Origin of the sequence: Streptomyces sp. NBC_01017, from assembly GCF_045162795.1 — a bacterium.
Taxonomy (GTDB): Bacteria; Actinomycetota; Actinomycetes; order Streptomycetales; family Streptomycetaceae; genus Streptomyces; species Streptomyces machairae.
The window spans coordinates 9,825,252-9,847,806 of record NZ_CP108683.1 but is presented as its reverse complement, the minus strand read 5'-3'; the positions used below and the strand labels follow the sequence as shown (position 1 = coordinate 9,847,806).

The 22,555-nt window shown below is 70.9% G+C and carries 22 protein-coding genes; 8 read left to right on the top strand and 14 right to left on the bottom strand.

What is annotated here, in order from left to right:
- Positions 1 to 5: 5 nt before the first annotated feature.
- Entirely contained in the window at positions 6 to 2,351 is a 2,346-nt protein-coding gene (locus OG331_RS45055; protein WP_406208371.1) for an FHA domain-containing protein, read from the bottom strand.
- A 93-nt stretch (positions 2,352 to 2,444) separates the two neighbouring features.
- Positions 2,445 to 2,855: a hypothetical protein gene (locus tag OG331_RS45050; protein WP_406208368.1), complete on the bottom strand. Its 411-nt coding sequence runs from the start codon at positions 2,853 to 2,855 to the stop codon at positions 2,445 to 2,447.
- Positions 2,856 to 3,211: 356 nt separating this feature from the next.
- Here OG331_RS45050 and OG331_RS45045 point away from each other — a divergent pair, with 356 nt between their 5' ends.
- On the top strand, positions 3,212 to 3,595 hold the full coding sequence (locus tag OG331_RS45045) for a nuclear transport factor 2 family protein (protein ID WP_406210728.1): 384 nt from the start codon (positions 3,212 to 3,214) through the stop codon (positions 3,593 to 3,595).
- Positions 3,596 to 3,665: 70 nt separating this feature from the next.
- Complete coding sequence (locus OG331_RS45040; protein ID WP_406208366.1) at positions 3,666 to 3,953, top strand: DUF1905 domain-containing protein; 288 nt, start codon at positions 3,666 to 3,668, stop codon at positions 3,951 to 3,953.
- On the opposite strand, the gene OG331_RS45035 is transcribed toward OG331_RS45040, so the two are convergent.
- Entirely contained in the window at positions 3,943 to 4,866 is a 924-nt protein-coding gene (locus tag OG331_RS45035; RefSeq protein ID WP_406208364.1) for an AraC family transcriptional regulator, read from the bottom strand. The two genes, OG331_RS45040 and OG331_RS45035, sit on opposite strands and share 11 nt — an antisense overlap.
- Before the next feature lie 101 nt (positions 4,867 to 4,967).
- On the opposite strand from OG331_RS45035, the gene OG331_RS45030 reads away from it, so the two are divergent.
- Positions 4,968 to 5,951 carry an oxidoreductase gene (locus tag OG331_RS45030; protein WP_406208362.1) on the top strand — a complete coding sequence of 328 codons (984 nt, stop codon included), beginning with the start codon at positions 4,968 to 4,970 and terminating at the stop codon, positions 5,949 to 5,951.
- Here the strand turns inward: OG331_RS45030 and mgrA are convergent.
- Positions 5,941 to 6,936, bottom strand: a complete 996-nt coding sequence (gene mgrA, locus OG331_RS45025) for an L-glyceraldehyde 3-phosphate reductase (RefSeq protein ID WP_406208359.1) — start codon at positions 6,934 to 6,936, stop codon at positions 5,941 to 5,943. The genes OG331_RS45030 and mgrA overlap by 11 nt on opposite strands.
- A 137-nt stretch (positions 6,937 to 7,073) precedes the next feature.
- Between mgrA and OG331_RS45020 the strand changes: the two genes are divergently transcribed.
- Together OG331_RS45020 and OG331_RS45015 are read left to right on the top strand one after the other, a co-directional pair.
- The gene (locus tag OG331_RS45020; RefSeq protein ID WP_406208356.1) at positions 7,074 to 7,961 is read left to right on the top strand and encodes a LysR substrate-binding domain-containing protein; all 888 of its coding nucleotides are present in this window, start codon (positions 7,074 to 7,076) and stop codon (positions 7,959 to 7,961) included.
- A 25-nt stretch (positions 7,962 to 7,986) separates the two neighbouring features.
- On the top strand, positions 7,987 to 8,490 hold the full coding sequence (locus OG331_RS45015; protein ID WP_406208353.1) for a DUF664 domain-containing protein: 504 nt from the start codon (positions 7,987 to 7,989) through the stop codon (positions 8,488 to 8,490).
- A 7-nt stretch (positions 8,491 to 8,497) separates the two neighbouring features.
- Here the strand turns inward: OG331_RS45015 and OG331_RS45010 are convergent, their stop codons facing one another.
- Together OG331_RS45010 and OG331_RS45005 are read right to left on the bottom strand one after the other, a co-directional pair.
- Entirely contained in the window at positions 8,498 to 9,568 is a 1,071-nt protein-coding gene (locus tag OG331_RS45010) for an adenosine deaminase (RefSeq protein WP_406208351.1), read from the bottom strand.
- An 82-nt stretch (positions 9,569 to 9,650) separates the two neighbouring features.
- Entirely contained in the window at positions 9,651 to 10,037 is a 387-nt protein-coding gene (locus OG331_RS45005) for a VOC family protein (protein ID WP_406208348.1), read from the bottom strand.
- 134 nt (positions 10,038 to 10,171) lie between these two features.
- Between OG331_RS45005 and OG331_RS45000 the strand changes: the two genes are divergently transcribed.
- Together OG331_RS45000 and sph are read left to right on the top strand one after the other, a co-directional pair.
- On the top strand, positions 10,172 to 10,630 hold the full coding sequence (locus OG331_RS45000) for a pyridoxamine 5'-phosphate oxidase family protein (RefSeq protein WP_406208345.1): 459 nt from the start codon (positions 10,172 to 10,174) through the stop codon (positions 10,628 to 10,630).
- 119 nt (positions 10,631 to 10,749) lie between these two features.
- Complete coding sequence (sph, locus tag OG331_RS44995; RefSeq protein WP_406208343.1) at positions 10,750 to 11,736, top strand: sphingomyelin phosphodiesterase; 987 nt, start codon at positions 10,750 to 10,752, stop codon at positions 11,734 to 11,736.
- Between the two features lie 22 nt (positions 11,737 to 11,758).
- On the opposite strand, the gene OG331_RS44990 is transcribed toward sph, so the two are convergent.
- Both OG331_RS44990 and OG331_RS44985 read right to left on the bottom strand, forming a co-directional pair.
- Entirely contained in the window at positions 11,759 to 12,664 is a 906-nt protein-coding gene (locus tag OG331_RS44990) for an aldo/keto reductase (protein WP_406208340.1), read from the bottom strand.
- 36 nt (positions 12,665 to 12,700) lie between these two features.
- Positions 12,701 to 13,411: a chitinase gene (locus OG331_RS44985; protein WP_406208337.1), complete on the bottom strand. Its 711-nt coding sequence runs from the start codon at positions 13,409 to 13,411 to the stop codon at positions 12,701 to 12,703.
- A gap of 269 nt (positions 13,412 to 13,680) precedes the next feature.
- Here OG331_RS44985 and OG331_RS44980 point away from each other — a divergent pair, with 269 nt between their 5' ends.
- The gene (locus tag OG331_RS44980; RefSeq protein ID WP_406208334.1) at positions 13,681 to 15,102 is read left to right on the top strand and encodes a cytochrome P450; all 1,422 of its coding nucleotides are present in this window, start codon (positions 13,681 to 13,683) and stop codon (positions 15,100 to 15,102) included.
- 115 nt (positions 15,103 to 15,217) lie between these two features.
- On the opposite strand, the gene OG331_RS44975 is transcribed toward OG331_RS44980, so the two are convergent.
- The 6 genes from OG331_RS44975 to OG331_RS44950 form a co-directional block, all read right to left on the bottom strand.
- On the bottom strand, positions 15,218 to 17,989 hold the full coding sequence (locus OG331_RS44975; RefSeq protein WP_406208331.1) for a fumarate reductase/succinate dehydrogenase flavoprotein subunit: 2,772 nt from the start codon (positions 17,987 to 17,989) through the stop codon (positions 15,218 to 15,220).
- Positions 17,990 to 18,283: 294 nt separating this feature from the next.
- Entirely contained in the window at positions 18,284 to 19,138 is an 855-nt protein-coding gene (locus tag OG331_RS44970) for an ABC transporter ATP-binding protein (protein ID WP_406208328.1), read from the bottom strand.
- A complete protein-coding gene (locus OG331_RS44965; protein WP_406208325.1) occupies positions 19,135 to 19,995 on the bottom strand; it encodes an ABC transporter permease in 861 nt (286 codons plus the stop codon). Before OG331_RS44965 ends, OG331_RS44970 begins: the two co-directional genes overlap by 4 nt.
- A complete protein-coding gene (locus OG331_RS44960) occupies positions 19,992 to 21,347 on the bottom strand; it encodes an ABC transporter substrate-binding protein (RefSeq protein ID WP_406208322.1) in 1,356 nt (451 codons plus the stop codon). The genes OG331_RS44965 and OG331_RS44960 overlap by 4 nt, the downstream gene beginning before the upstream one ends.
- A 14-nt stretch (positions 21,348 to 21,361) precedes the next feature.
- Positions 21,362 to 21,589: a ferredoxin family protein gene (locus OG331_RS44955; RefSeq protein WP_031480193.1), complete on the bottom strand. Its 228-nt coding sequence runs from the start codon at positions 21,587 to 21,589 to the stop codon at positions 21,362 to 21,364.
- Positions 21,590 to 21,647: 58 nt separating this feature from the next.
- Positions 21,648 to 22,418: a GntR family transcriptional regulator gene (locus OG331_RS44950; RefSeq protein WP_406208319.1), complete on the bottom strand. Its 771-nt coding sequence runs from the start codon at positions 22,416 to 22,418 to the stop codon at positions 21,648 to 21,650.
- Positions 22,419 to 22,555 lie beyond the last annotated feature (137 nt).

The window sequence follows — 22,555 nt, the reverse complement described above, 5'->3', positions numbered from 1 at the left end:
CTCGCCTACTTCCGCATGACGACGGGTTCGCGGCGGCGCAGCAGCCGGGAGACGACGTAGCCGAAGACCGCGGAGAGCACGACGAGCATGGCCACGTTGAGCAGCCACACGCCGGCCGCGTGCTTGAACAGCGGGTCCCCGGTCAGGTCGCCGGGGACCAGCCGGGACAGCTCCAAGGTGCCGGCCATCGCGCCGAGCGCCCACCGTGAGGGCACCACCCAGGAGAGCTGCTCCAGGCCGGGTACGCCGTGGAGCTTGAGCAGGGCTCCGCAGAAGACGACCTGGACGATGGCGAGCAGCACCAGCAGCGGCATCGTCACCTCCTCCTTGTGCACCAGGGCGGAGACGACCAGGCCGAGCATCATCGCCGTGAAGGCCAGCAGGGCGACGGCGACGGTGATCTCGACGAGCGGCGGCATCAACACGCCTTCGCCGCCGGGGGCGTTGAGGTCCACGCCGAGCAGGGCCACCAGTGTCAGTACGACCGCCTGGAGCACGGTGATCGTCCCCAGGACCACCACCTTGGACATCAGGTACGCCGATCTGGACAGGCCGACGGCGCGCTCCCGCCGGTAGATGACACGCTCCTTGACGAGCTCGCGCACGGCGTTCGCGGCGCCCGTCAGGACACCGCCGACGCACAGGATGAGCAGCGCGTTCATCGCCGTCTCCTGGGTCAGCCTGCTGCCGGCCAGGGCGCGTGCCATCGCGCCCATCACGAACGGCAGGGCGATCATGATCGCGAGGAAGGTGCGGTCGGCGGCGAGCGCGGTGGTGTAGCGGCGGATCAGCGTGCCGAGCTGGGCGCCGCGGCTGCGCGGCCTGGGCGGCCGGGCGATCACGACCGGGCCGGTGCGGGGCTGCCGGGGCTGGCCGGTCGCGTCGGCAATGTACTGCCGGTGGTGGAGCGAGCTGCGGTAGTCGCCCGCCCAGTCCCGCTCCTGGTCGCGTTCGAACGCCTCGAAGGCCTCCGGCCAGTGCTCGAACCCGAAGAAGAGCAGGGCCTCCTCGGGCGGGCCGTAGTAGGCGATGCGTCCGCCGGGGGCGAGGACGAGGAGCCGGTCGCAGATGTCGAGGCTGAGCACGCTGTGGGTGACGACGATGACGGTGCGGCCGTCGTCGGCCAGACCGCGCAGCATGTTCATCACCGAGCGGTCCATGCCGGGGTCGAGCCCGGAGGTCGGCTCGTCGAGGAACAGCAGCGACGGCTTGGTCAGCAGTTCAAGGGCGACGCTGACGCGCTTGCGCTGCCCGCCGGAGAGGCTGTGCACGGGCTGCCCGGCGCGCTGCTCCAGACCCAGCTCGTGGATGACCTCGTCGACCCGGGCCCGGCGCTCGGCCTTGGCGGTGTCCTGGGGGAAGCGCAGCTCGGCGGCGTAGGACAGGGCGCTGCGGACGGTGAGTTGTGCGTGCAGGATGTCGTCCTGCGGGACCAGGCCGATGCGCTGGCGCAGCTCGGCGTAGTCGCGGTAGAGGTCGCGGCCGTCGTAGAGCACGGTGCCGTGGTCGGCGGGGCGCTGGCCGGTGAGGGCGTTGAGAAGCGTGGACTTTCCGGCGCCGCTCGGGCCGACTACGGCGAGAAGGCACTTCTCCTCCACCGGGAAGGAGACATGGTCCAGGAGGGTCTTGCGGCCGTGGTCGACGGCGACCGCGAGGTCCTGCACCTCCAGGGAGACCTCGCCGGTGTCGACGTACTCCTGCAGCTGGTCCCCGACCAGGCAGAACGCGGAGTGGCCGATGCCGACGATGTCGCCGGGGCCGATCGGGGCGGTGGTGACCGGACTGCCGTTGAGGTAGGTGCGGTTGTGGCTGCCCAGGTCGGCGATCTCGTACGTCCCGTCGGCCAGGGCGTGCAGTTCGGCGTGGTGGCGGGAGACGACCAGGTCGTCGATGACCAGGTCGTTGTCGGCGGCGCGGCCGATGCGGACGGTGCGGGTGGGCAGGGGCCTCACGGAGGTGGGCCGGCGGAAGGTGCCGGTGCGGCCGGGCATGGCGATCGCCGAGGGGTGTTCCGGCGCGGCCGGCGGGCCCGGGCGGTCCAGCAGCACCGCGCGGGGGCCGTCGGACGGGTTGCCGAAGCGGATGACGGTGCCGGGCCCCACGTCCCACTCGCGGATGCGGTGACCTTCGGTGTAGGTGCCGTTCGTGCTGTTCTCGTCCGCGAGGGTCCAGTGGTCGGCGCCGGGCCGCAGTACCGCGTGGTGCCAGGAGACGCGGGCGTCGTCGATGACGACGTCGCTGAGCGGGTCGCGTCCGACGCGGTAGTCACGGCCGGGGGTCATCACGGTGGAGCCCGACTCGGTCTCCAGGACCAGTACGGGCGCAGTCGGTGCGACCGGCCGCTCCGCCATGCGAGGATTCTATCGATCTGCCCAGATATGCGCCGCCCGCGCCCGCTGCGTCCGCCCGCGCTCGGGGCGAGTTCCTTCGGCAGCGGCGGAGGTTCAGGCGACGGGTACGACCAGCGCCGCGGTGGTCCGCTGCATCCGCAGGGCGTCGATCGACTCGGCGAGCAGTTCGTACTCGGTGGTCTCGTCGCTCACGGCGATCCGTACCAGTCGTCCGGCCGCCAACTCGTCGGCGACCAGGTCTTGTTGATCGTCGTCGCCGCACCATGCGCGCAGCACGGCCGGCACGTCGGGCACATTGTCCGCGACCGGGACGAGCGCATTCGCAGGGAAGTGCTCGGCGTCCGGTCGCGGGTCTAATCGCTGGGCGATCCACGAGGCCCGGTCACGTAACCACCACAGCGCGAGGGCCAGGGTGGGTGCCCGGTAGGTTCCCAGGGGTACACCGATCCGTCGGCCGCCACAGACGCCGTATGCGGTGACATGGCACAGGAACTCGTCGTGCACGTGACCTCCCCCGTGTTGCCGTGTTCGCCTGTCGGCGGACCTCGCTTTCCCTGCGGCTCGTGAGCGGTGCGTAAGGGGGCCGTCGCCCCATGTGAGGCACCCTCGTAGTTGAGTATGTTCACTACTGAAACACTGTCACCATGACTTTCCGGCCAGTCTCCTGGCATATTCACAGCCGGTGTTGGCCGAAACACGGCGGGTACACGTCAACCCCGTGCGTGACCGGGCATTACCTCGGAAGTAATCGAGCTTTCCGGCGCCGGCGGGCATCGTTGCGGTACCGGGTCACCGCGAGCGGGATCCGGATTCCCACCAGTGACGACCTCGTTGGAGGCTGATCGCCCATGTCCGCGTCCGTGCCCGTGACCACCGACCGCTACGAGATCGCCGTCGCCCGCTACTTCGAGGCCTGGAACACCCGCGAGCCCGACGCGCTGGCCCGGGCGGTCGCCGTCGCCTGGTCCCCGCAGGGCGGCTACACCGACCCGCTCGCGGACGTCCGGGGCCACGAGGGGATCGTGGCCGTCGTCGCGGCGGCGCACGCGCAGTTCCCCGGCTTCGTCTTCCGGCGGACCGGCTCCGTCGACGGCCACCACGACACGGCACGCTTCTCCTGGGAGCTGGTGAGCGAGGCCGACGAGGCGGCGCCGGTCGCCGGGTCCGATGTGATCACCCTGGACATCGAGGGACGGATCCTGTCCGTCCTCGGGTTTCTGGACCGGGTGCCGGCCGGGGCGTGAGTTCGGCGATGAGTTCGAGCGCTCGCGGTGGTCTCTTCAGTACGTGACCACCGCGAGCGGAGGAACCACCATGACCACCACCGCCAAGCTGGACGAGGAGTTCACGGCCGTCCTGCGCAAGAGTCCGAGTGAGGGCGGCTGGACCTATCTCGTCTGGCCGAGGAGCGTCGAGTTCTTCGGCACCCGCGGGCTCGTCAAGGTCCGCGGCACGATCGACGGGCAGCCGTTCCGCAGTTCGTTCATGGCCATGGGCGACGGCACGCACAAGCTGCCCGTGAAGGCCGACATCCGCAAGGTCATCGGCAAGGCGGAGGGCGACACCGTGACCGTGCGCCTGGAGGAGCGGATCAGCTCCTGACCGCCTCCCGGTAACGCCGGGGGGCGACGCCCACGGCCCGCTTGAAGGCGTTGCTGAAGGCACTTTCGGAGGTGTAGCCCACGGAACGGGCGAGTGCCGCGACCGACGCCGTGTCCTGCCTGAGGGCGCGGGCGGCCAGGCTCATGCGCCAGTTCAGCAGATACGTCAGGGGCGGCACCCCGGCCGCCTGCTTGAACCGTACGGCGAAGGTGGTCCGGGACATCGCGGCCGCCCGGGCGAGGTCCTCCAGCTGCCAGGGGTGGCCCGGATCGCCGTGCATCAGCCGCAGGGCCGGGGCGAGCCGTTCGTCGGCCAGGGCACGCAGCCAGCCCGGCGGCAGCCCCTCGGACTCGACGAGGCAGACCCGCAGCACCTGTACGAACATCAGCTGGGCCAGCTGGTCGGAGGCGAACTCGACACCGGCCCGGCGTGTCTTCATCTCCTCGGCCAGCTGCCCGATCAGCCAGCGCAGCGCCGACGCCTCGGCCGCGTCGGACCGGACGTGGATCAGCTCCGGCAGCGCCCGGCGCAGCAGTTCGCCGTTGTCCCGGCTCAGGTCGATGTGCCCGGAGACGCAGGAGACGTCCTCGTCCGTGCCGTCACCGAGCCGCGCCGTCCGGGTGACGGGGTCCACGGTGACGTCGGCGGAGTCCAGCGGTTCGACACCGGGCTCGCTGCACATGACGTACGGCTGGCGCCCGTCGGAGACCACCACGTCCCCCTCGGACAGCTTCAACGGTTCGCCGCCGTCCTCGCGGACCAGCAGACAGCTGCCCCGCACCACGGCCACCACCTTCAGCTTGTCGCGCCCGCGCAGCCGGATCGCCCAGGTGCCGCCGGCGGTGAAACCACCGGAGAACACGCTGCGGGCATCGGCGACGGCGAGGGCCTCGGACAGCGGATCTGCGGTCATGCTCGAACTATCACGCAAGTAATGCGGATTCTCAAGCATTCATCGTACGGAGACGCGAACCTACGGTGGTCTGGTCGGCTCACCTTGAGGAGATACGCACCATGACCACCGCACAGCACCCCCTGCCCTCCGGCTTCGGCGCCGCGTCCACCGCCGAGGAGGTGATCAAGGGGGTCGACCTGACCGGCAAGGTGGCGATCGTCACCGGCGGCTACTCCGGCATCGGCCTGGAGACGGCCCGGGTGCTGCGCTCGGCCGGCGCCGAGGTCGTCGTGCCGGCGCGGGACCTGGAGCGGGCACGCGCCGCGCTGCAGGACGTGCCCGGGGCCGAGGTCGAGTACCTGGACCTGCTGGACCCGGCGTCGATCGACGCCTTCGCGGAGAAGTTCCTGGCCTCCGGGCGTCCGCTGCACATCCTGGTCAACAGCGCCGGGATCATGGCGACCCCGCTGACCCGCGACGCGCGCGGGTACGAGGCGCAGTTCGCCACCAACCATCTGGGGCACTTCCAGCTGGTCGCCCGGCTGTGGCCCGCGCTGGTCGCGGCCGACGGCGCGCGGGTCGTGGCCGTGTCCTCGCGGGGCATCCGCTTCGGCAACGTCGACTTCGACGACCTGCACTTCGAGCACCGGCCCTACGAGGCGTTCGCCGCCTATGGCCAGTCCAAGACGGCCAACGCGCTCTTCGCCGTGGAACTGGACCGGCGCGGGCGGGACCAGGGGGTGCGGGCCTTCGCCGTGCACCCGGGCACGATCATCGAGACCGGCCTCGCCAAGCACGTCTCCGCGGAGGTGGTCCGGGCGGCCGGCGTCCTCGACGAGCACGGGCGCCCCGTACGGGACCCGTCCCGCCAGCTGAAGACGGTCGAGCAGGGAGCCGCCACCGGCATCTGGTGCGCCACCAGCCCGCGGCTGACCGGACTGGGCGGGGTCTACTGCGAGAACGGCGACGTCAGCCCCCTGGTGACCGAGGCCGACGAGGCCGAGTGGCGCGCCGGAGCGGAGACGCCGGGCGCGCTGTCCTACGCCGTGGACCCAGAGGCGGCGGCCCGCCTCTGGGAGGTCAGCGAACGCCTTACGGCTTGAGGATCGCCTCGATGCGGGCCAGCTCGTCGGCGTCGAAGTCCAGGTTGCGGGCGGCCGCGACGCTGTCCTCGATCTGCTGCGCGCTGCTCGCACCGACCAGCGCGGACGTCACCCGGCCGCCGCGCAGGACCCAGGCCAGGGCCAGCTGGGCCAGGGTCTGGCTGCGGGACTTGGCGATCTCGTCGAGTGCGCGGAGCTTGCCCAGCAGCTCGTCGGTGATCGCGTCGGCGTTCAGGAACGGGCTGCCGCTCGCCGCCCGCGAGTCCTTCGGAATGCCGTCGAGGTAGCGGGCGGTCAGCCGGCCCTGCGCCAGCGGGGAGAAGACGATCGACCCGACCTGGAGCTCGTCGAGGGCGTCGAGGAGTCCCTCCTCCTCGGGGCGGCGGTTGAGCATCGAGTAGGCCGGCTGGTGGATGAGCAGCGGCGTGCCCAGCTCGCCCAGGATGCGGGCGGCCTCCCGGGTCTGCTCCGCCGAGTAGTTGGAGACGCCGACGTACAGCGCCTTGCCCTGCTGCACCGCCGAGTGCAGGGCGCCCATCGTCTCCTCCAGCGGAGTGTCCGGGTCGGGGCGGTGCGAGTAGAAGATGTCGACGTAGTCCAGGCCCATCCGCTTCAGGCTCTGGTCGAGCGACGACAGCATGTACTTGCGCGAACCCCACTCGCCGTACGGGCCGGGCCACATCAGATAGCCGGCCTTGGTGGAGATGATCAGCTCGTCCCGGTACGGCGCGAAGTCCGCCTTCAGCGCCTCGCCGAACGCCGACTCGGCGGCGCCGGGCGGCGGGCCGTAGTTGTTGGCCAGGTCGAAGTGGGTGACGCCGAGGTCGAAGGCGCGGCGCAGGATGGCCCGCTGGTGCTCGACCGAGCGGTCCGCCGGGCCGAAGTTGTGCCACAGGCCGAGGGACAGCGCGGGAAGCTTGAGTCCACTGCGGCCGGTGCGCCGGTAGGGCATGTCCGCGTAGCGGTCGGTGTGTGCGGTGTACAACGCGACTCCAGAGGGGTGGGCACGGGGAGGACGGCTCCGAGGAGCCGGTGTTCCAGTCGCCGTCCACTCTGTCTTGACCTGCTGGCAGTGGTCCAACAGGTAAATCAGATGGGATTCAGCGGCTACGCTGCTCAATCATGGAACTGCGCCATCTCCAGCACTTCGTGGCGGTCGCCGAGGACCAGCACTTCACCCGGGCGGCCGAGCGCCTCCTGGTGTCCCAGTCGGGCCTGTCGGCCTCGATCCGCGCCCTGGAACGGGAGTTGCAGACCCCGCTGTTCGTGCGGACGACCCGCCGGGTGACCCTCACCCCGGCGGGCCGGGCGCTGCTGTGCGAGGCGGAACGGATCCTCGCCCAGGTTCGGGCCGCCCACGAGGCGGTGGCGGCGGTGCAGGGCGTGCTGCGCGGGATGCTGGCGCTCGGGTCCGAGCAGTGCATCGCCGGGGTGCATGTGGCAGGGCTGCTGGCAGCTTTCCGGCGGGCACATCCGGACGTGGAGATCTGTCTGCGCCAGGCGGGCTCGGGCGCCCTCGCGGAGGAGGTCGCGGCCGGACGCCTCGATCTGGCCTTCGCCGTCCGGACCGCCCAGGAGGACACCGACCAGCTGCGGGTCGTACCGCTGACCGGCGAGCCGATGACCGTCCTGTGCCATCCGAGCCACCGGCTCGCCACCGGCGGCGCCGCCGTCACTCCGGAGGAGCTGGGCGGCGAGGTCTTCGTCGACTTCCACCCGGACTGGGGGCCGCGCCGCACCACCGACGCCGTCTTCGCAGCCGCGGGCGTACGCCGGACCGTCGCCCTGGAGGTCAACGACGTGCACAGCCTGCTCGACCTGGTGGACGAGGACCTCGGCATCGCCGTCGTGCCGCGCCACTTCCGGGACAAACGGCGCTCACTGACGGCGCTGCCCGTGAAGGGCACCGGCGAGACCGTCTACGAGACGGTCGCCCTGCTGCCGCCCGCACAGGCCACCAGTCCGGCGGCCCGGGCGCTCATGGCGCTGCTGGAAACAGAGGGCGCATGACGGACGGGTGCGCGATGGTGGAGCCATGCATGCGAAGGACATCCTCATCGACGGGTACAACCGCATCCAGGAAGAAGTCCACGCCGCCGTCGAGGGCCTCGACCACGACGGCCTGCACGCCCGCCCCTCCCCCGACGCCAACACGGTCGCCTGGCTGATCTGGCATCTCACCCGGGTCCAGGACGACCACATCGCCGACGCCTTCGGCCTCGACCAGGTGTGGCTGACCCAGGACTTCCAGAAGACCTTCGGACTCGACCTGCCGCGCCACGACACCGGCTACGGCCACACCTCGGCGAAGGTCGCCAAGGTACGGGTCGACTCCGGTGACCTGCTGACCGGCTACTACGACGCCGTGCACGCCCAGACCCTGGGGGCGCTGCGGGAGGTGGCCGCCAAGGATCTGGAGCGCATCGTGGACGAACGCTGGGATCCGCCGGTGACCCTGGGCGCACGGCTGGTCAGCGTCCTGTCCGACGATCTCCAGCACGTCGGACAGGCCGCTTACGTCCGCGGGCTGGTGTCGTAGGGCAGCTTCACAGCTCGGCCTCGTAGCCCGGCAGCACGACGTCCTCGATGAGGGCCTTGCGCTCGTCGAACGGGATGAACGCGCTCTTCAGGGCGTTCACGGTGACGGTGCGCAGGTCCTCGACCGTCCACCCGGCCTGCTCGACCAGCAGGGACATCTCGCGCGTCATCGTCGTACCGGACACCAGACGGTTGTCGGTGTTGAGGGTGACGCGGAAGCCGAGGTCCTTCAGCGTGGTGATCGGGTGCTCGGCTATGGATGTCGCGGCGCCGGTCTGGAGGTTGGAGGTCGGGCACATCTCCAGCGCGACACGGCGGTCGCGCACCCAGCCGGCGAGGCGGCCGAGCTTGCCGTCCACGATGTCGTCGGTGATGCGCACGCCGTGACCGAGGCGCTGGGCGCCGCACACCTGGAGGGCCTGGTGGATGCTGGACAGGCCGTCGGCCTCACCGGCGTGGATGGTGAAGGGCACGCTCTCGCGGCGCAGGTGATCGAACGCGTCGACGTGGTCGGCGGCGGGGAAGCCCGCCTCGGCGCCGGCGATGTCGAAGCCGACGACACCGGCGTCCCGGAAGGCGACGGCCAGGTCGGCCGCCTCGCGCACCCGGTCGAACATCCGCATCCCGCACAGCAGCGTGCCGACACGCACCGGAGTGCCGGCGGCCGCTGCCTTGGCCATGCCCGCGGCGAGGCCCTCCTGGACGGTTTCGACGACCTCGGCGAGGGTCAGCCCGCCGTTGGTGTTGAGCTCGGGGGCGTAGCGCACCTCGCCGTAGACGACGCCGTCCGCGGCCAGGTCCAGTACGTACTCCTCGGCGGTGCGCAGCAGCCCCTCGCGGGACTGCATCACGGCGAGGGTGTGCTCGAAGGTGGCGATGTAGCGGACCAGGTCGCCGGAGTTCGCGGCCTCGAAGTACCAGGCGGCGAGCTCGTCCGGGTCGGTGGTGGGCAGGGTGTGGCCGACCGACTCCGCGAGCTCCACCACGGTGGCGGGGCGCAGGCCGCCGTCGAGGTGGTCGTGCAGTACGGCCTTGGGGAGGCGACGGATGACGTCGGCGTCTACGCGCGTAGCAGTCATGGCGGAGTCTTTCCTTGAGCGGGGCGGTTCGAAGCGGCGGGCGGAGGTCGCCGGCCAGGAGGTGGATCAGCCGGGAGTCGGATCAGCCGGCGGGCTGGAGCAGGTCCCAGCGGTTGCCGTACAGGTCCTGGAAGACGGCGACCGAGCCGTAGGACTCGTGCCGGGGCTCCTCCAGGAAGGCCACGCCCGCGGCGAGCATGCGGGCATGGTCGCGGGTGAAGTCGTCGGTGTGCAGGAAGAACCCGACGCGCCCGCCGGTCTGGTCGCCGACCCGGGCCCGCTGCTCGTCGCCCTTGGCGCGGGCCAGCAGCAGTGCGGTGCCCTGATCGTCCGCCGCCACGACGACCCAGCGCGAGCCGTCCGGGCGCGGGGCGTCCTCGACCAGCCGGAAGCCGAGGGCATCGGTGTAGAAGCGGATCGCCTCGTCGTAGTCGTCGACGACGAGGGTGACCAGGGCGATGTGTCTCATCGGGGCCTTCCTAGAGGTGCGATTGACGGGAGAGGTTATACGTAAAACGTGGACGGCGCCAGTCCCGACCGGGACCGCAGTCCTACGCCCGCCGCCCGAGGTGCGGCAGTCGGCCGGCGACTAGCGTTCCGGGAATGACGATCACGGAGGGGGCGCGCAGCCCCGAGCGCCGCAAGCAGGACGTTCTGGAGCGACTGGAACGGGAGATGGACATCTGGGTGGCGTCGGCGGACGGTGACGGGGTGCCGTGTCTGGTCGCCCTGTGGTTCGTCTGGGACGGCGAGGCGCTCTGGATGGCCACCCGCCCCGGCAACCCCACCGGGCGCAACCTCCGTACCGGCCGTCGGACCCGGCTCGCCTTCGGGGACACCCGGGACGTCGTGCTCATCGACGGCGAGGTGGAGGTCCACGACATCGACGAGGTGCCGGCCGCGGCTGCCGAGGCGTTCCGTGCGAAGACGGGCTGGGATCCACGGAACGACTCCGCGACGTATGCCTACTACCGAGTACGGCCGTGCGCGGTGCAGGCGTGGCACGAGCAGCATGAACTGCCGCAGCGGCATCTCATGCGAAACGGAATGTGGCTTGTCTGAACAAGTTTCGCGCGTACGTCCCTACGCCATCCATTTCCCGCACAGGTGTTACCTGGGAGTAACTCCTGATGGTTTGATGTGCGGCGCCACGCAACCCCCTTCAACCACAGGGAGATCCAGTGACGCTCTCCGCACACCGCCGCGCACAGGGCTCGGTCGTGCTCGCGCTCTCGCTCGCCGGTGCCGGTCTTGCGGGCTCGGCGCCCGTCGCGTCGGCCGCCGAGCAGGCGCCGCCGCTCAAGGTGCTGTCGTACAACGTCTTCCTCTTCAGCAAGACCCTGTACCCGAACTGGGGCCAGGACCACCGGGCCGCCGAGATCGCCGAGGCGCCGTTCGTACAGGGCAACGACGTCGTGGTGTTCCAGGAGATGTTCGACAACTCCTCCTCGGACGCGCTGAAGAGCTCCCTCGCCGGCCGCTACCCGTACCAGACGCCGGTGGTCGGGCGCAGCAAGAGCGGCTGGGACGCGACCGGTGGCGCGTACTCGGCGACCACGCCCGAGGACGGCGGGGTCACGATTCTGAGCAAGTGGCCGGTGCTGCGCAAGGAGCAGTACGTGTACAAGGACGCGTGCGGGTCGGACTGGTGGTCCAACAAGGGCTTCGCGTACGTGGTGCTGAACGTGAACGGCACCAAGGTGCACGTCGTGGGCACGCACGCGCAGTCGACCGACCCGGGCTGCGACGCCGGTGAGGCCGCGGCGATGCGCAGCCGGCAGTTCAAGGCGATCGACGCCTTCCTCGACGCCAAGAACATCCCCGCGAACGAGCAGGTTCTGGTCGCCGGTGACATGAACGTCGACTCGCACACGTCCGAGTACGGCTCGATGCTCGCCGACGGCGGGCTGGTCGGGGCCGACGCGCGGACCGGGCACCCGTACTCCTTCGACACGGCGGACAACTCCATAGCCCGCGACCGCTACCCCGACGACCCGCGCGAGGACCTGGACTACGTCCTGCACCGCGCGGGTCACGCCCGTCCCACCGTCTGGAAGAACGACGTCGTCAAGGAGCAGAGCGCGCCCTGGACCGTGTCGAGCTGGGGCACCGACTACACGTACACGAACCTCTCCGACCACTATCCGGTGACCGGGTTCGCCGGCTGAGCAATGCAGTGCAGGCTTCGGCTCAACCGGTGTGCTGTCGCGCCGTGTTGAGCCGGGCCAGGTCGTCGTCGGTGAGGCGGAGGGCTCCCGCGGCCACGTTCTCGGCGAGGTGGTCGGGGTTGCCGGTGCCGGGGATGGCGAGGACGTGCGGGCCCTGCTGCAGGGTCCAGGCGATACGCACCTGGGCGGGGCTTGCCCCGTGCGCCTGCGCCACGGCGAGCACCTCGTCGTCGTGGGCGCCGGTCGCGCCCCGCTCCCCGGTGTCGCCCGCGACGGCGTAGAACGGCACGAAGGCGATGCCCTGCTCGCCGCACAGGCGCAGGAGTTCGTCGGCCTCGGGGTCCGGCCGGTCGAGCGCGTACCGGTTCTGCACGCTGACCACGGGCGCGACGGACTGCGCCTCGGCGAGGTGCCGTGGCTCCACGGCGGAGATGCCTAGGTGCCTGATCAGGCCCGCCTCGCGCAGTTCGGCCAGCGCGCCGAAGTGCTCGGCGATGGAGTCCTGCCGCATGCGGCGCAGGTATACGACGTCCAGGTGGTCGCGGCCGAGCTGGCGCAGGTTCTCCTCGACGTGACCGCGCAGCTGGTCGGGGCGGGCCGAGGTGCCCCACTCCCCCGTGCAGTCACGGAACGGGCCGACCTTGGTCGCGATGACCAGGTCGTCGGGGTACGGCGCCAGCGCGGTGTTGATGAGTTCGTTGGCAGCGCGCAGGGCGGAGAAGTAGAAGGCGGCCGTGTCGATGTGGTCGACGCCCAGCTCGACCGCCTTGCGCAGTACGGCGATCGAGCGTTGCCGGTCGCTTGGCGTCCCGTGATGGAAGGCGGCGCTGCCCGTCAGCCGCATCGCGCCGAAGCCGACGCGGCTCACGGACAGGTCGCCGAGTTTCCAGGTGCCCGCGGCGCGCGCGGTGATCGTCTGCGAGGTCATCGGCGGAGTCTCGCACACGCCTCGGGCGCCGGGGCGTCAGCAGTAGAGGTTGCCGCCCGGGGTGACGCCGAGGATCGAGGTGAACCGGTTATAGGCGTCCACGCGGCTCTGGACCTGCGCCGGGTTCTTGCCGTCGCACTCCAGGGAGCCGTTGATGCTGCGGATGGTCTGGCCGAAGCCGGCCTGGTTCACCATGGCGTTGTGGGGGGTCATGGTGCCGGGGCCGGACTGGGTGTTCCAGTACCACAGGCCGGTCTTCCAGGCGACGGCCGACTCGTTCTGCACCCGCCAGGGGTTGTTGAGCAGGTCGATGCCGAGCGCGTCACCGGCGGCCTTGTAGTTGAAGTTCCAGCTGAGCTGGATGGGACCGCGGCCGTAGTAGGCGTCCTGGCCCGCGGGACAGCCGTACGGCTGGCTCCGGTCGCAGTAGTGGGGGTAGTTGGCGGTGTTCTGCTCCACGACGTGGACCAGGCCGCCGGTCTCGTGGTTGACGTTGGCGAGGAAGGCGGCGGCCTCCTGCTTCTTCACCGTGTCGCTGCCGGTGTTGGCGAAGCCCGGGTAGGCGCTCAGGGCGGCGGTCAGGCCGCTGTACGTGTAGAACGAATTCCGGTTCGGGAACATCTGGTTGAACTGCGACTCGCTCACGACGAACCCGGCGGCGGACGCACTCGGGGCCGGCTGGAGCAGCAGGGCGGCGCTGCCCAGGGCGAGCGAGGACAGCAGTGCGGCTATGCGGCGCCTCGACACAGGATCAACTCCTTTGCGGAGCACGGCCGCACCCGGACAAGGCAGGGCAAAGCAGAGCCTTGAGCGCACGCGCCGACGGGGTCGGCCACGGCGTGGGGGCGGCCGTGGTGGGGGGTGTGGAGACACACTCAACCGCTTTGGTATGTACCAGTCAAGGGTGTAGACCAAATAAGGTGTAGACCAATCAACCGGCCCGGGAGGCAAGGGAGTCGAGGCGCCCGACAGCTCGTGCGTGGTGCAGGACACGCCGTCCGGGTGATTGTCGGAGGGTGGACGGAGGGAAGTCATTCTGGCGTCTTATCACCGAGAAGGGACGCGTTGTGACGCCAGTTGAGTCTCCCCCCATACCCCGGGCGACGGGATCGCTACCGTTGTTCGGTCACCTCTTCCGGCTCTTCCCGGACCCCCTCCCCTTCATGGCCTCACTCCGCGAGCGATACGGCGCGCTGGTGGAGATCACACTCCAGCCGGGCACCCGCACGCTGGTCGTCCAGGATCCCGCCATGATCCGTGCGATGCTCACCGACCCGATCGCCAGCACTCTCGACAAGGGCCCCTTCTTCGACGAGATGCGGGTGTTGCTGGGCGACTCCGTGGTCACCGTTGCCGGGGAGGAGCACAGCGCCAAACGCCGTCAGATGTACCCGGCCTTCGCACGCCCCGAACTCGGGCGGTACGTCGACATCATGCGCACCTCGACCGAGGCCGAGCTCGCCACCTGGGAGCCGGGTCGGCGCATGGACGTGCGCGAGACGATGATCCGTCTGTCGCTGGAGATGCTCACCCGGACGGTCTTCTCCAACCGCCTCGACGCCTCCACGTTCCGCGAGTTGCGCCAGAACATGGCTTCGGTGATGGACAGTGTCGGCCTGCGCATCATGCTGCCCGCCTGGGTCAAGCGCCTGCCGATTCCGCTCAACCGCCGCTTCGACAGGGCTCGTGCCGCGATTCGGACCACCATCTCCCAGGCGATCGCGGATCTGCGCACCAGCGGCGACGGCCATAACAGCGGCGACATGCTGTCCGTGCTGATGAGTGTCGAGGACGAGAAGACCGGCCGTCCGATGACGGACGAGCAGATCTGCAACGAGGTCCTCACGCTCGCCCTGGCCGGGACGGAGAACACAGCCACCGTACTGGCCTGGGTGCTTTATGAGCTTGCCCGGCATCCCGACATCGAGGCCGACGTGCTGGGCGAACTGGAGCAGGTGCTGGGCGACCGGCCGGTCACGTTCGCGGACGCCGGCCAACTGCCGATCCTGGACCGGGTGATCAAGGAGGTGCTGCGGCTGCACGTCACGGGATGGATCCTGACCCGCCGCACCCTCACCGAGACCAGACTCGGGACGTGGACCCTGCCCGCCGGCACGAACCTCGCCTTTGCCCAGCACGCCCTGCACCGCGATCCCGACCTGTATCCCGAGCCGCTGCGTTTCGATCCCGCCCGATGGCTGGACGGTACGCCGAAGCCCCCGCCGGGAGCCCTTCTGCCGTGGGGGGCGGGCAAGCACCGGTGCATCGGCGACCGGTTCGCCACTATGGAGCTGATCACTGCTTTGGCGACGATCCTGCGGCAGGTGCGGTTCACGCTGGCCCCGGGCCAGACCGTTGATCCGGTGGCCCGGGCCACCGTGCGCCCCGGGAAGATGCTCATGACCGTGGAACCGCGTCGGGCGCGCATCGCCGGCTAGGGCGGGCGCTCCCGTCGTGGCCGGGAGCGCCAGGAGGACGGTGATCCGGCGTACGAGCGGCTCCGGGCCGCGTGACGCCGGACAGCTCAAGGGAGTGGGTGGAAGCGGCGCCGGATCACCGCACCGCTCGGCCCGCGTACGCCCGGACATCGGCGTCGGGGTCGTCCACCGCGGTGGCCAGCGCCGTACGGGCGTCGTCGTGTGCGGCGTGCCGCAGCAGGCTGAGTACCGCGGCCTTGCGCACATCGGCGTCGGTGTCGCGGAGCAGTTCGGCGAGGGCGGGTACGCCGTCCTCCGGCGCCGCCCCGCCGAGAGCCTTCGCGGCGCCCGCGCGGACCTGCCAGGCGGGGTCGGTGAGCGCCGCTGTCACCGTGGCGAGGAGTCCGTCCGGGACGCCGAGGACGCCCAGGGCCTCCAGGGCGGCGGCACGGACGAGGGCGTCGGGGTCGTGGATCAGGCCGTGCAGGGCGGGCGGCGTACCTTGCTGCGCCCGCGCGATGTGCGCGGCCACGGCGGCGAACCCGCGCGCCACGGCGACCCGTACCTCACGCGCGGGGTCGCCGGCCGCCTCCGACAGGGCATCGACCGCGTCCACCGAGACCAGGGCGCGTACGGCGGCCAGGCGCACCTCGGTGTCCGGGTCGGCCAGGTGCCCGCCGAACAGGACCGCGTCGCCCAGGCGCAGGGCACGCAGCACGTCCAGGGCCGCCGCGCGTGCCGTCGGATCCGCTGCGGTGAGTGCGGACACCAACGGGGCCCGCAACTCCGGCTCCGCCGTGAGGACTTCGGCCAGCTCGCGCAGCGACGAGGCGGCCGCGGCGCGCACCTGTCCGTCGCTGTCGGTCAGCGCGGAGCCCAGCGCGGGGCCCGTTCCGGGAGGGGCCGTCTCCGTCAGTGCCTTCACGGCGGCGAGGCGTACGGCCGCGTCCGGGTCCTTCAGATAGGGCTCCAGCGCCGGGAGATCGGGTTCCTCCTCCGAGAGCGCGACGAGTTCGAGGATCCGTTCCCGGTTGGACTCCGAGGCTCCGTGCGTCGGGCCGTCGGACGGCGCGACGGCACCCGGTTCCGCGGTGGCCGCTGCCGGCGCCACCTCGCGGCGTCCCGCCGTCGCCGTGGGGAGCGGGTCCACCTCGCCCAGGTGACGGGAGGCACCGCCGGTGGGGGTGAACTCGTCGACGGGCACGAGGTAGGGGGCGACGGGACGCGCCGTGAACTCCATGGCTCCGGACGGGCCCTTGCGCAGGTCGAGGTGGTGCAGCCACTGCGCGTCGTCCCGCTGAGGGTGATCGAGGCGCTCGTGGTAGAGGCCCCAGCGGGACTCGGTGCGGGCGAGGGACGACCGGGCCGCCATCTCCGCGCAGTCACGGATGAACGAGACCTCGGCGCAGCGCATCAGTTCGTGCGGCGTCCGGGCCCCCATCTCGGCGATCTCGTCCCGCATCCGCTCGAAGTGCTCCAGCGCCAGGGAGAGCCGGGCGCCGCTCTTGGGCGGGGCGACGTAGTCGTTGACGAAGCGGCGCAGCTTGTACTCGACCTGGGGCTGAGCCGGGCCGTCGGGGTTGCGCAGCGGCCCGTAGATCAACTCGTGGGCCTCGGCGAGCTGGTCCTGCGGCAACTCGCCCCGGTACGCCGTGTACTGGGCCGCGTCCTCGCCGGCCAGGTCACCGAAGACGAACGCCCCGATCATGTAGTTGTGCGGGACGCAGGCCAGGTCGCCCGCCGCGTACAGGCCGGGGACCGTGGTGCGGGCGTGGTCGTCGACGCGTACACCCGAGGCGGAGTGCCCGCCGCACAGGCCGATCTCGGAGATGTGCATCTCCACGTCGTGGGTGCGGTAGTCGTGGCCGCGCCCGGAGTGGAAGGTGCCGCGGGTGGGGCGCTCGGTGGAGTGCAGGATGGACTCCAGGGCCGAGATCGACTCCTCCGGCAGATGGCTGAGCTTGAGGTAGACCGGGCCGCGGTCGGAGGCGACCTCGGCGGCGAACTCGGCCATCATCTGCCCGGACCAGTAGTCGGAGTCGACGAACCGCTGCCCGTGCCGGTTCACCTGGTAGCCGCCGAAGGGGTTGGCGACGTAGGCGCAGGCCGGGCCGTTGTAGTCCTTGATGAGCGGGTTGATCTGGAAGCACTCGATGCCGGTGAGCTCAGCGCCCGCGTGGTACGCCATCGCGTAGCCGTCGCCCGCGTTGGTCGGGTTCTCGTACGTGCCGTACAGATAGCCGCTCGCGGGCAGCCCCAGGCGTCCGCAGGCGCCGGTCGCGAGGATCACCGCACCCGCCCGCACGACCACGAAGGCACCGGTGCGGGTGTTGAACGCGACGGCGCCGACCGCCCTGCCCTCGGCGGTCAGGACCCGCACCGGCATCAGCCGGTTCTCGATACGGACCTTCTCACGCACCTCCCGCCTGCGCAGCTGCCGGTAGAGCACCTTCTTGACGTCCTTGCCCTCGGGCATGGGCAGCACGTACGAGCCCGAGCGGTGCACCTGGCGGACCGCGTACTCCCCATGCTCGTCCTTCTCGAACTTCACCCCGTACGACTCCAGGCGCTGCACCATCTCGAAGCCCCGGGTGGCCGTCTGACGGACCGTCGACTGGTCGACGATGCCGTCGTTGGCGCGGGTGATCTCGGCGACGTAGTCGTCCGGTTCGGCACGGCCGGGGATGACGGCGTTGTTGACGCCGTCCATGCCCATGGCCAGCGCTCCGGAGTGCCGTACGTGCGCCTTCTCCATCAGCAGCACGGACGCACCGCGCCCGGCGGCGGTGAGCGCGGCCATGGTGCCGGCGGTGCCACCGCCGATCACCAGGACGTCGCAGCTCAGCTCCTCGGCCGAGTCGAGGGCGGGGATCTCCGTCAGGGTGGCGGTCGCGGTCGCGGGGGTCATGGCAGGGGGTGCCTTTCAGAACGTACGGGGCGCAGCCGAGGGACGCGCGGGAGCCGGGTGCTCGGGACGTGGGGCCGGCCTACTCGAACGCAGGGGGGCGAGGTTGCTTCGGAGGTGCGTGGGCCGCGGGTCACTCGGGACGTGCAGGGGCCGAGGTCACTCAGGACGTGCGGGGCTGAGGGCGCTCGGGATGTGCCGGGCCCGGGGTTGCTCGGAACATGCCGGAGCCGAGGGCGGTCGGGACAGGCCGGAACCGAGGAAACCCAGGGCGTGTACCTGCACATCGGCGCCCGCTCAGGACCCGCGTGAGCCGAGGGACTCGAGGATGTCGTGGCGCAGTGCGACCGTCGCGGGGTCGTCGCGGGCGCCCCGGTCGCGGGGTCGCGGTACCGTCCGGACACCGGTGAGGCCGCCCGCGCCGAGCAGGGCGACCCGGTCGCCGAGGAACAGTGCCTCGTCCACGTCGTGGGTGACGAAGACGACGGTGGCGCCGGTCCCGCGCAGCACCTCCACCAGCAACTGCTGCATGCCCGCCCGGGTCTGGGCGTCCAGGGCGCCGAATGGCTCGTCCATGAGCACGGCCCGCGGCTGCCCGGCGAGCGCGCGGGCGAGCTGCACCCGCTGGCGCTGCCCTCCGGACAGCCGGTGCGGCAACTGCCGCTTCAGGTCGGGCAGGCCGACCCGGTCCAGCCACTCCTCCGCCCTGGCCCTGCGCTCGGCGCCGCCCAGCCCTCTGATGGCCAGCGGCAGTTCGACGTTGGCGCGGGCCGTACGCCACGGCAGCAGCGCGTCCTCCTGGAAGACGAGCGTCCGGTCAGCGCCGGGGCCCGTGACGGGCCGCCCGTCCTGGGCGACCTGTCCGGCGAGCGCGGGCAGCAGCCCGGCCAGCGTCCGCAGCAGGGTCGACTTCCCGCACCCGGACGGGCCGACGAGCGTCAGGATCTCGCCGGGGGTGGCTTCGAGGTCCACGCCGTGCAGTACGACGGCACCGGGTCGCCCGAGGTCCGTCCCGGTGAGGCTGAGCCGTGCGCCGGAGGCGGGGAGTCCGGCCCGCGAGGCCGTAGAAGCCGTAGAAGCCGTGGAGGGTGTATGGATGGCTGTGTCGGTGGCTGCGGTGTCGGTGGCGGCTGTGTCCGATTGCGTGCTCATGACGTGGCGCTCCCTTCGCGTCGCGGCAGCCAGTGGGTGAGGCGGCGTCCCAGGAGCTCCACCACGGTGGACGTCAGCCAGCCGAGCATGCCGATGCTGACGATGCCGGTGAACACGCCCGGGTAGTCGAGGACGGTGTAGTCCTGCCACGTGCGGTATCCGATTCCGTACTCGCCGGAGATCATCTCCGCGGAGATCACGCAGATCCACGAGACGCCGATCCCGACCGACAGTCCGCCGAAGATCCCCGGCAGCGCGCCGGGCAGCACCACGGAGGCGAGCACCCGCCACCGTCCGCCGCCCATGGTGAGCACCGCCTCCTCCCACACCGGGGCCAGTGCCCGCACCGCGTGCCGGGTGGCGACCAGGACCGGGAAAAAGGCGGCGGTGAAGGTGATGAAGACGATGCCCTGTTCGTTGCTGGGGAACAGCAGGATCGCCACGGGTACCAACGCGATCGCCGGGACGGGCCGCAGCACCTCCAGGACCGGTCCGATCAGGTCCGCGGCCCAGCGGGAGCGCCCGACGGCCACGCCCGCGGCGACGCCCAGCACAGCCGCGAGCAGGAACCCGGTGACGATCCTGCGCAGGCTGTCGCTCACGTCCTGCCAGTACGCGCCGTCGGCGAGTCGCTGCCCGAACTCCCGGGCCACGTCGGTGACGGACGGGAACTGGTCGAAACGCAGCCACAGTTGGACGTCCAGCGTGGTGAGCAGCTGCCACACCGCGAGCGCCGCAAGCAGTGACAGCACGCGTACGACCGGTCGGAGGCGGGCCGTGCGCCGAGCGGGGGCCGGCCGCGCGGCAGCCTTGCCCGCTTTCCCCGGTTTCCTCGGCGGGGCGGTCACCGCGGTCATGACGCCTGCTTCAGTGCGGTGGCGTAGGAGACCGTACGGGAGCCCGGGTGCGCCTGGGCGTACGCGCGGGCGGCTGAGCCGGTGACGAACGGCCGCAGCTCCTTGCCGTCCTGGACCCAGACCGCCTTGTCCGCGTACCAGCGGGTGCCGGTGGTGGCGTCCGGTACATAGGCGGCGCGCACGTCGTCCTTGTGCCCGGCGACGAACTTCAGCAGTGCGGCGGGCGAGTCGAAGGGACGGGTGCTGTTCTCGCCCTTGAGCCATACCTCGCTGCGCGAGGCCTCGGAGGTGGCGGCGAGCCGCTCGGCGTACTCCTTGCCGTACACGCGCTTGATCGGGGCGTCGTCGACGAAGGCGTCCACGTCCACGTCGCCGACGAGTTTCGCCGAGCGCAGCACCGACACGTCCTTCTTCAGCGCGGAGACGAGCTGCGGCTTGACGCTCGGGTCGAAGGTGGCGATGCCGCCGCTGCCGTTGTAGAGGTAGACAACCTCCGGGGGCAGATCGGTGGCCTCGGCGACCTTCTCGGTGGCCTGGACGGGGTGTTCGTTCAGGTACCGCGTCGCCTCGATCTGCGCGGCGAGGAAGGCGTCGAGCACCTTGGGCCGCTGCTCTGCGAAGTCCTCACGGACCGTCACCCCGTGGAAGGTGGGCAGGTTCAGTTCCGCACCGTCGTACAGCGCCTTCGCCTTGCCCTGGAAGGCGAGCAGCCCGGGCCAGGCCACGAACTGCGAGAGGGCGTCGGTGCTGCCTGCCTGGAGTGCCGAAGCGCCCACCGACGGCTGCTGGTTGAGCTTGCGGATGTCCTTCTCGGGGTCGAGCCCGGCGCGCTGCAACGCCCGTACGAGGGTCCCGTCGGCCGCGGACCCGATGCTGGTGGATACGTTCTTGCCCCGCAGGTCCTCCAGCGAGGCGAGCTTCGAGTCCGGGGCCGTGACCACGGTGTTGAGGGCGCCGCGCAGGTTGTAGCCGGTGACCGAGACGAGCCGGGTGGGACGGTTCAGCTGTTTGCCGCGGGCGGCGTTGATGAGCAGCGGGAAGTCGCCCATGGATCCGATGTCGATCTTCCCTGCGGTCATCTGCGCGGTGATGGGCGCGCCCGTGGCGTAGTCCTGCCACTTGACCTTGTAGGAGACGCCGTCCCGTTTGCCCTGGGCGGCGAGTTCGCGTTCGAAGTATCCGAGCGAGCGCAGCAGGGTGCCGGCGGTGACGGTGTTGATGGTCTTGGACTGGTAGCCGACGGTGACGGTGACGTGCTTGTCGTCGCCGGCTGCCGCATTGCCGCCGCAGCCCGTGACGAGCGTGCTGACGAGAGCTGCCGCGAGCAGGGCTGCAGGAGTCGTGCGTTTCATCGGGAGTGGGCCTTTCACCGCAGCAGGTAGGGCATGTTGACCGTGACGGCCCCGGTGGGGCAGCGGGCGGCGCAAGGGCCGCAGTACCAGCACTCGTCGACGTGCATGTACGCCTTGCCGCTGTCGGGGTTGATCGCCAGTGAGTCCAGCGGACACATGTCGACACAGAGCGTGCAGCCGTCGATGCACTTCGACTCGTCGACGGTCACGGGCACGTCGGCCCGCTGGGGCACCAAGGGCATGGCTGTCTCCAGTGAGGTACTGCGAGGGGTGAAAGAAACGGTTGGCGGTGGCGCGTCGTCAGAGGGAGCGGCGCAGCAGCCCGCTCATCGCGATCCGGTCCCCGCGGAACCGGATGAACTCCAGGTCCACGGGCCTGCCGTCGCACAGGTGGGTGAGGCGCTCCAGCATCAGCACGGCGGTGCCGCGCGGTGCCTGTAGGACGGTGGCGGAGTGCGCGTCGGCGTTGACGGCCTCCAGGGTGATCTCCGCGTGCCCGAGCGGTTGCCCGGTGATCTGCTCCAGCAACCGGAAGACGTCGGTGTTCTCCAGGTCGGCGCCGATCAGCTCACTGCCGATGTCCAGCGGCAGATAGGTGAGGTCGAGGGAGAGCGGCAGCCCGTTCAGCCTGCGCAGCCGCTCGATGTAGAGGACGTCGGTGCCGGTGGGCAGCCGCAGTCGCTCGGCCACGGGGGCGGGCGCGGCGACCGGACCCATGGTGCGTACCTCGTTGCTGACCTGGCCGTGTTCCCGCAGGGTCTCCGCGAGTCCCATCAGCCGGTCGAGGCCGTGCGAGTACTTCTCGGCGACGACGACGGTGCCCACGCCGGGCAGCCGCTCGACGAGCTGCTCGGCGCGCAGCAGGTCCAGTGCGTGCCGGACGGTGTTCCGTGACACCTGGTAGTCGGTGGCGAGCATGTCCTCGTGCGGCAGCACGCCGCTGGGAAATCCCCCGGTCAGCACCAGGTGCCGCAGCAGATCCGCGAGCTGCCGCGCCCGGTCGGCACGCAGCCGCCGGCGGCGGGCTGCGGCGAGCGGCGCGGTGTGCTCGCGGGTTCGTTCTGCTGGCATGCGGTGACCATACCGACCGTTGCCGCTCAGTGGTGTTACCGAATCATTGCGCCACCTGAGTACCTCTCACCAGGGCGCTGACCTGCGCCTTCCTGGGCTGTCGGCCCGGTTTCGCCACTACGGGCCCGGCTCGGCCG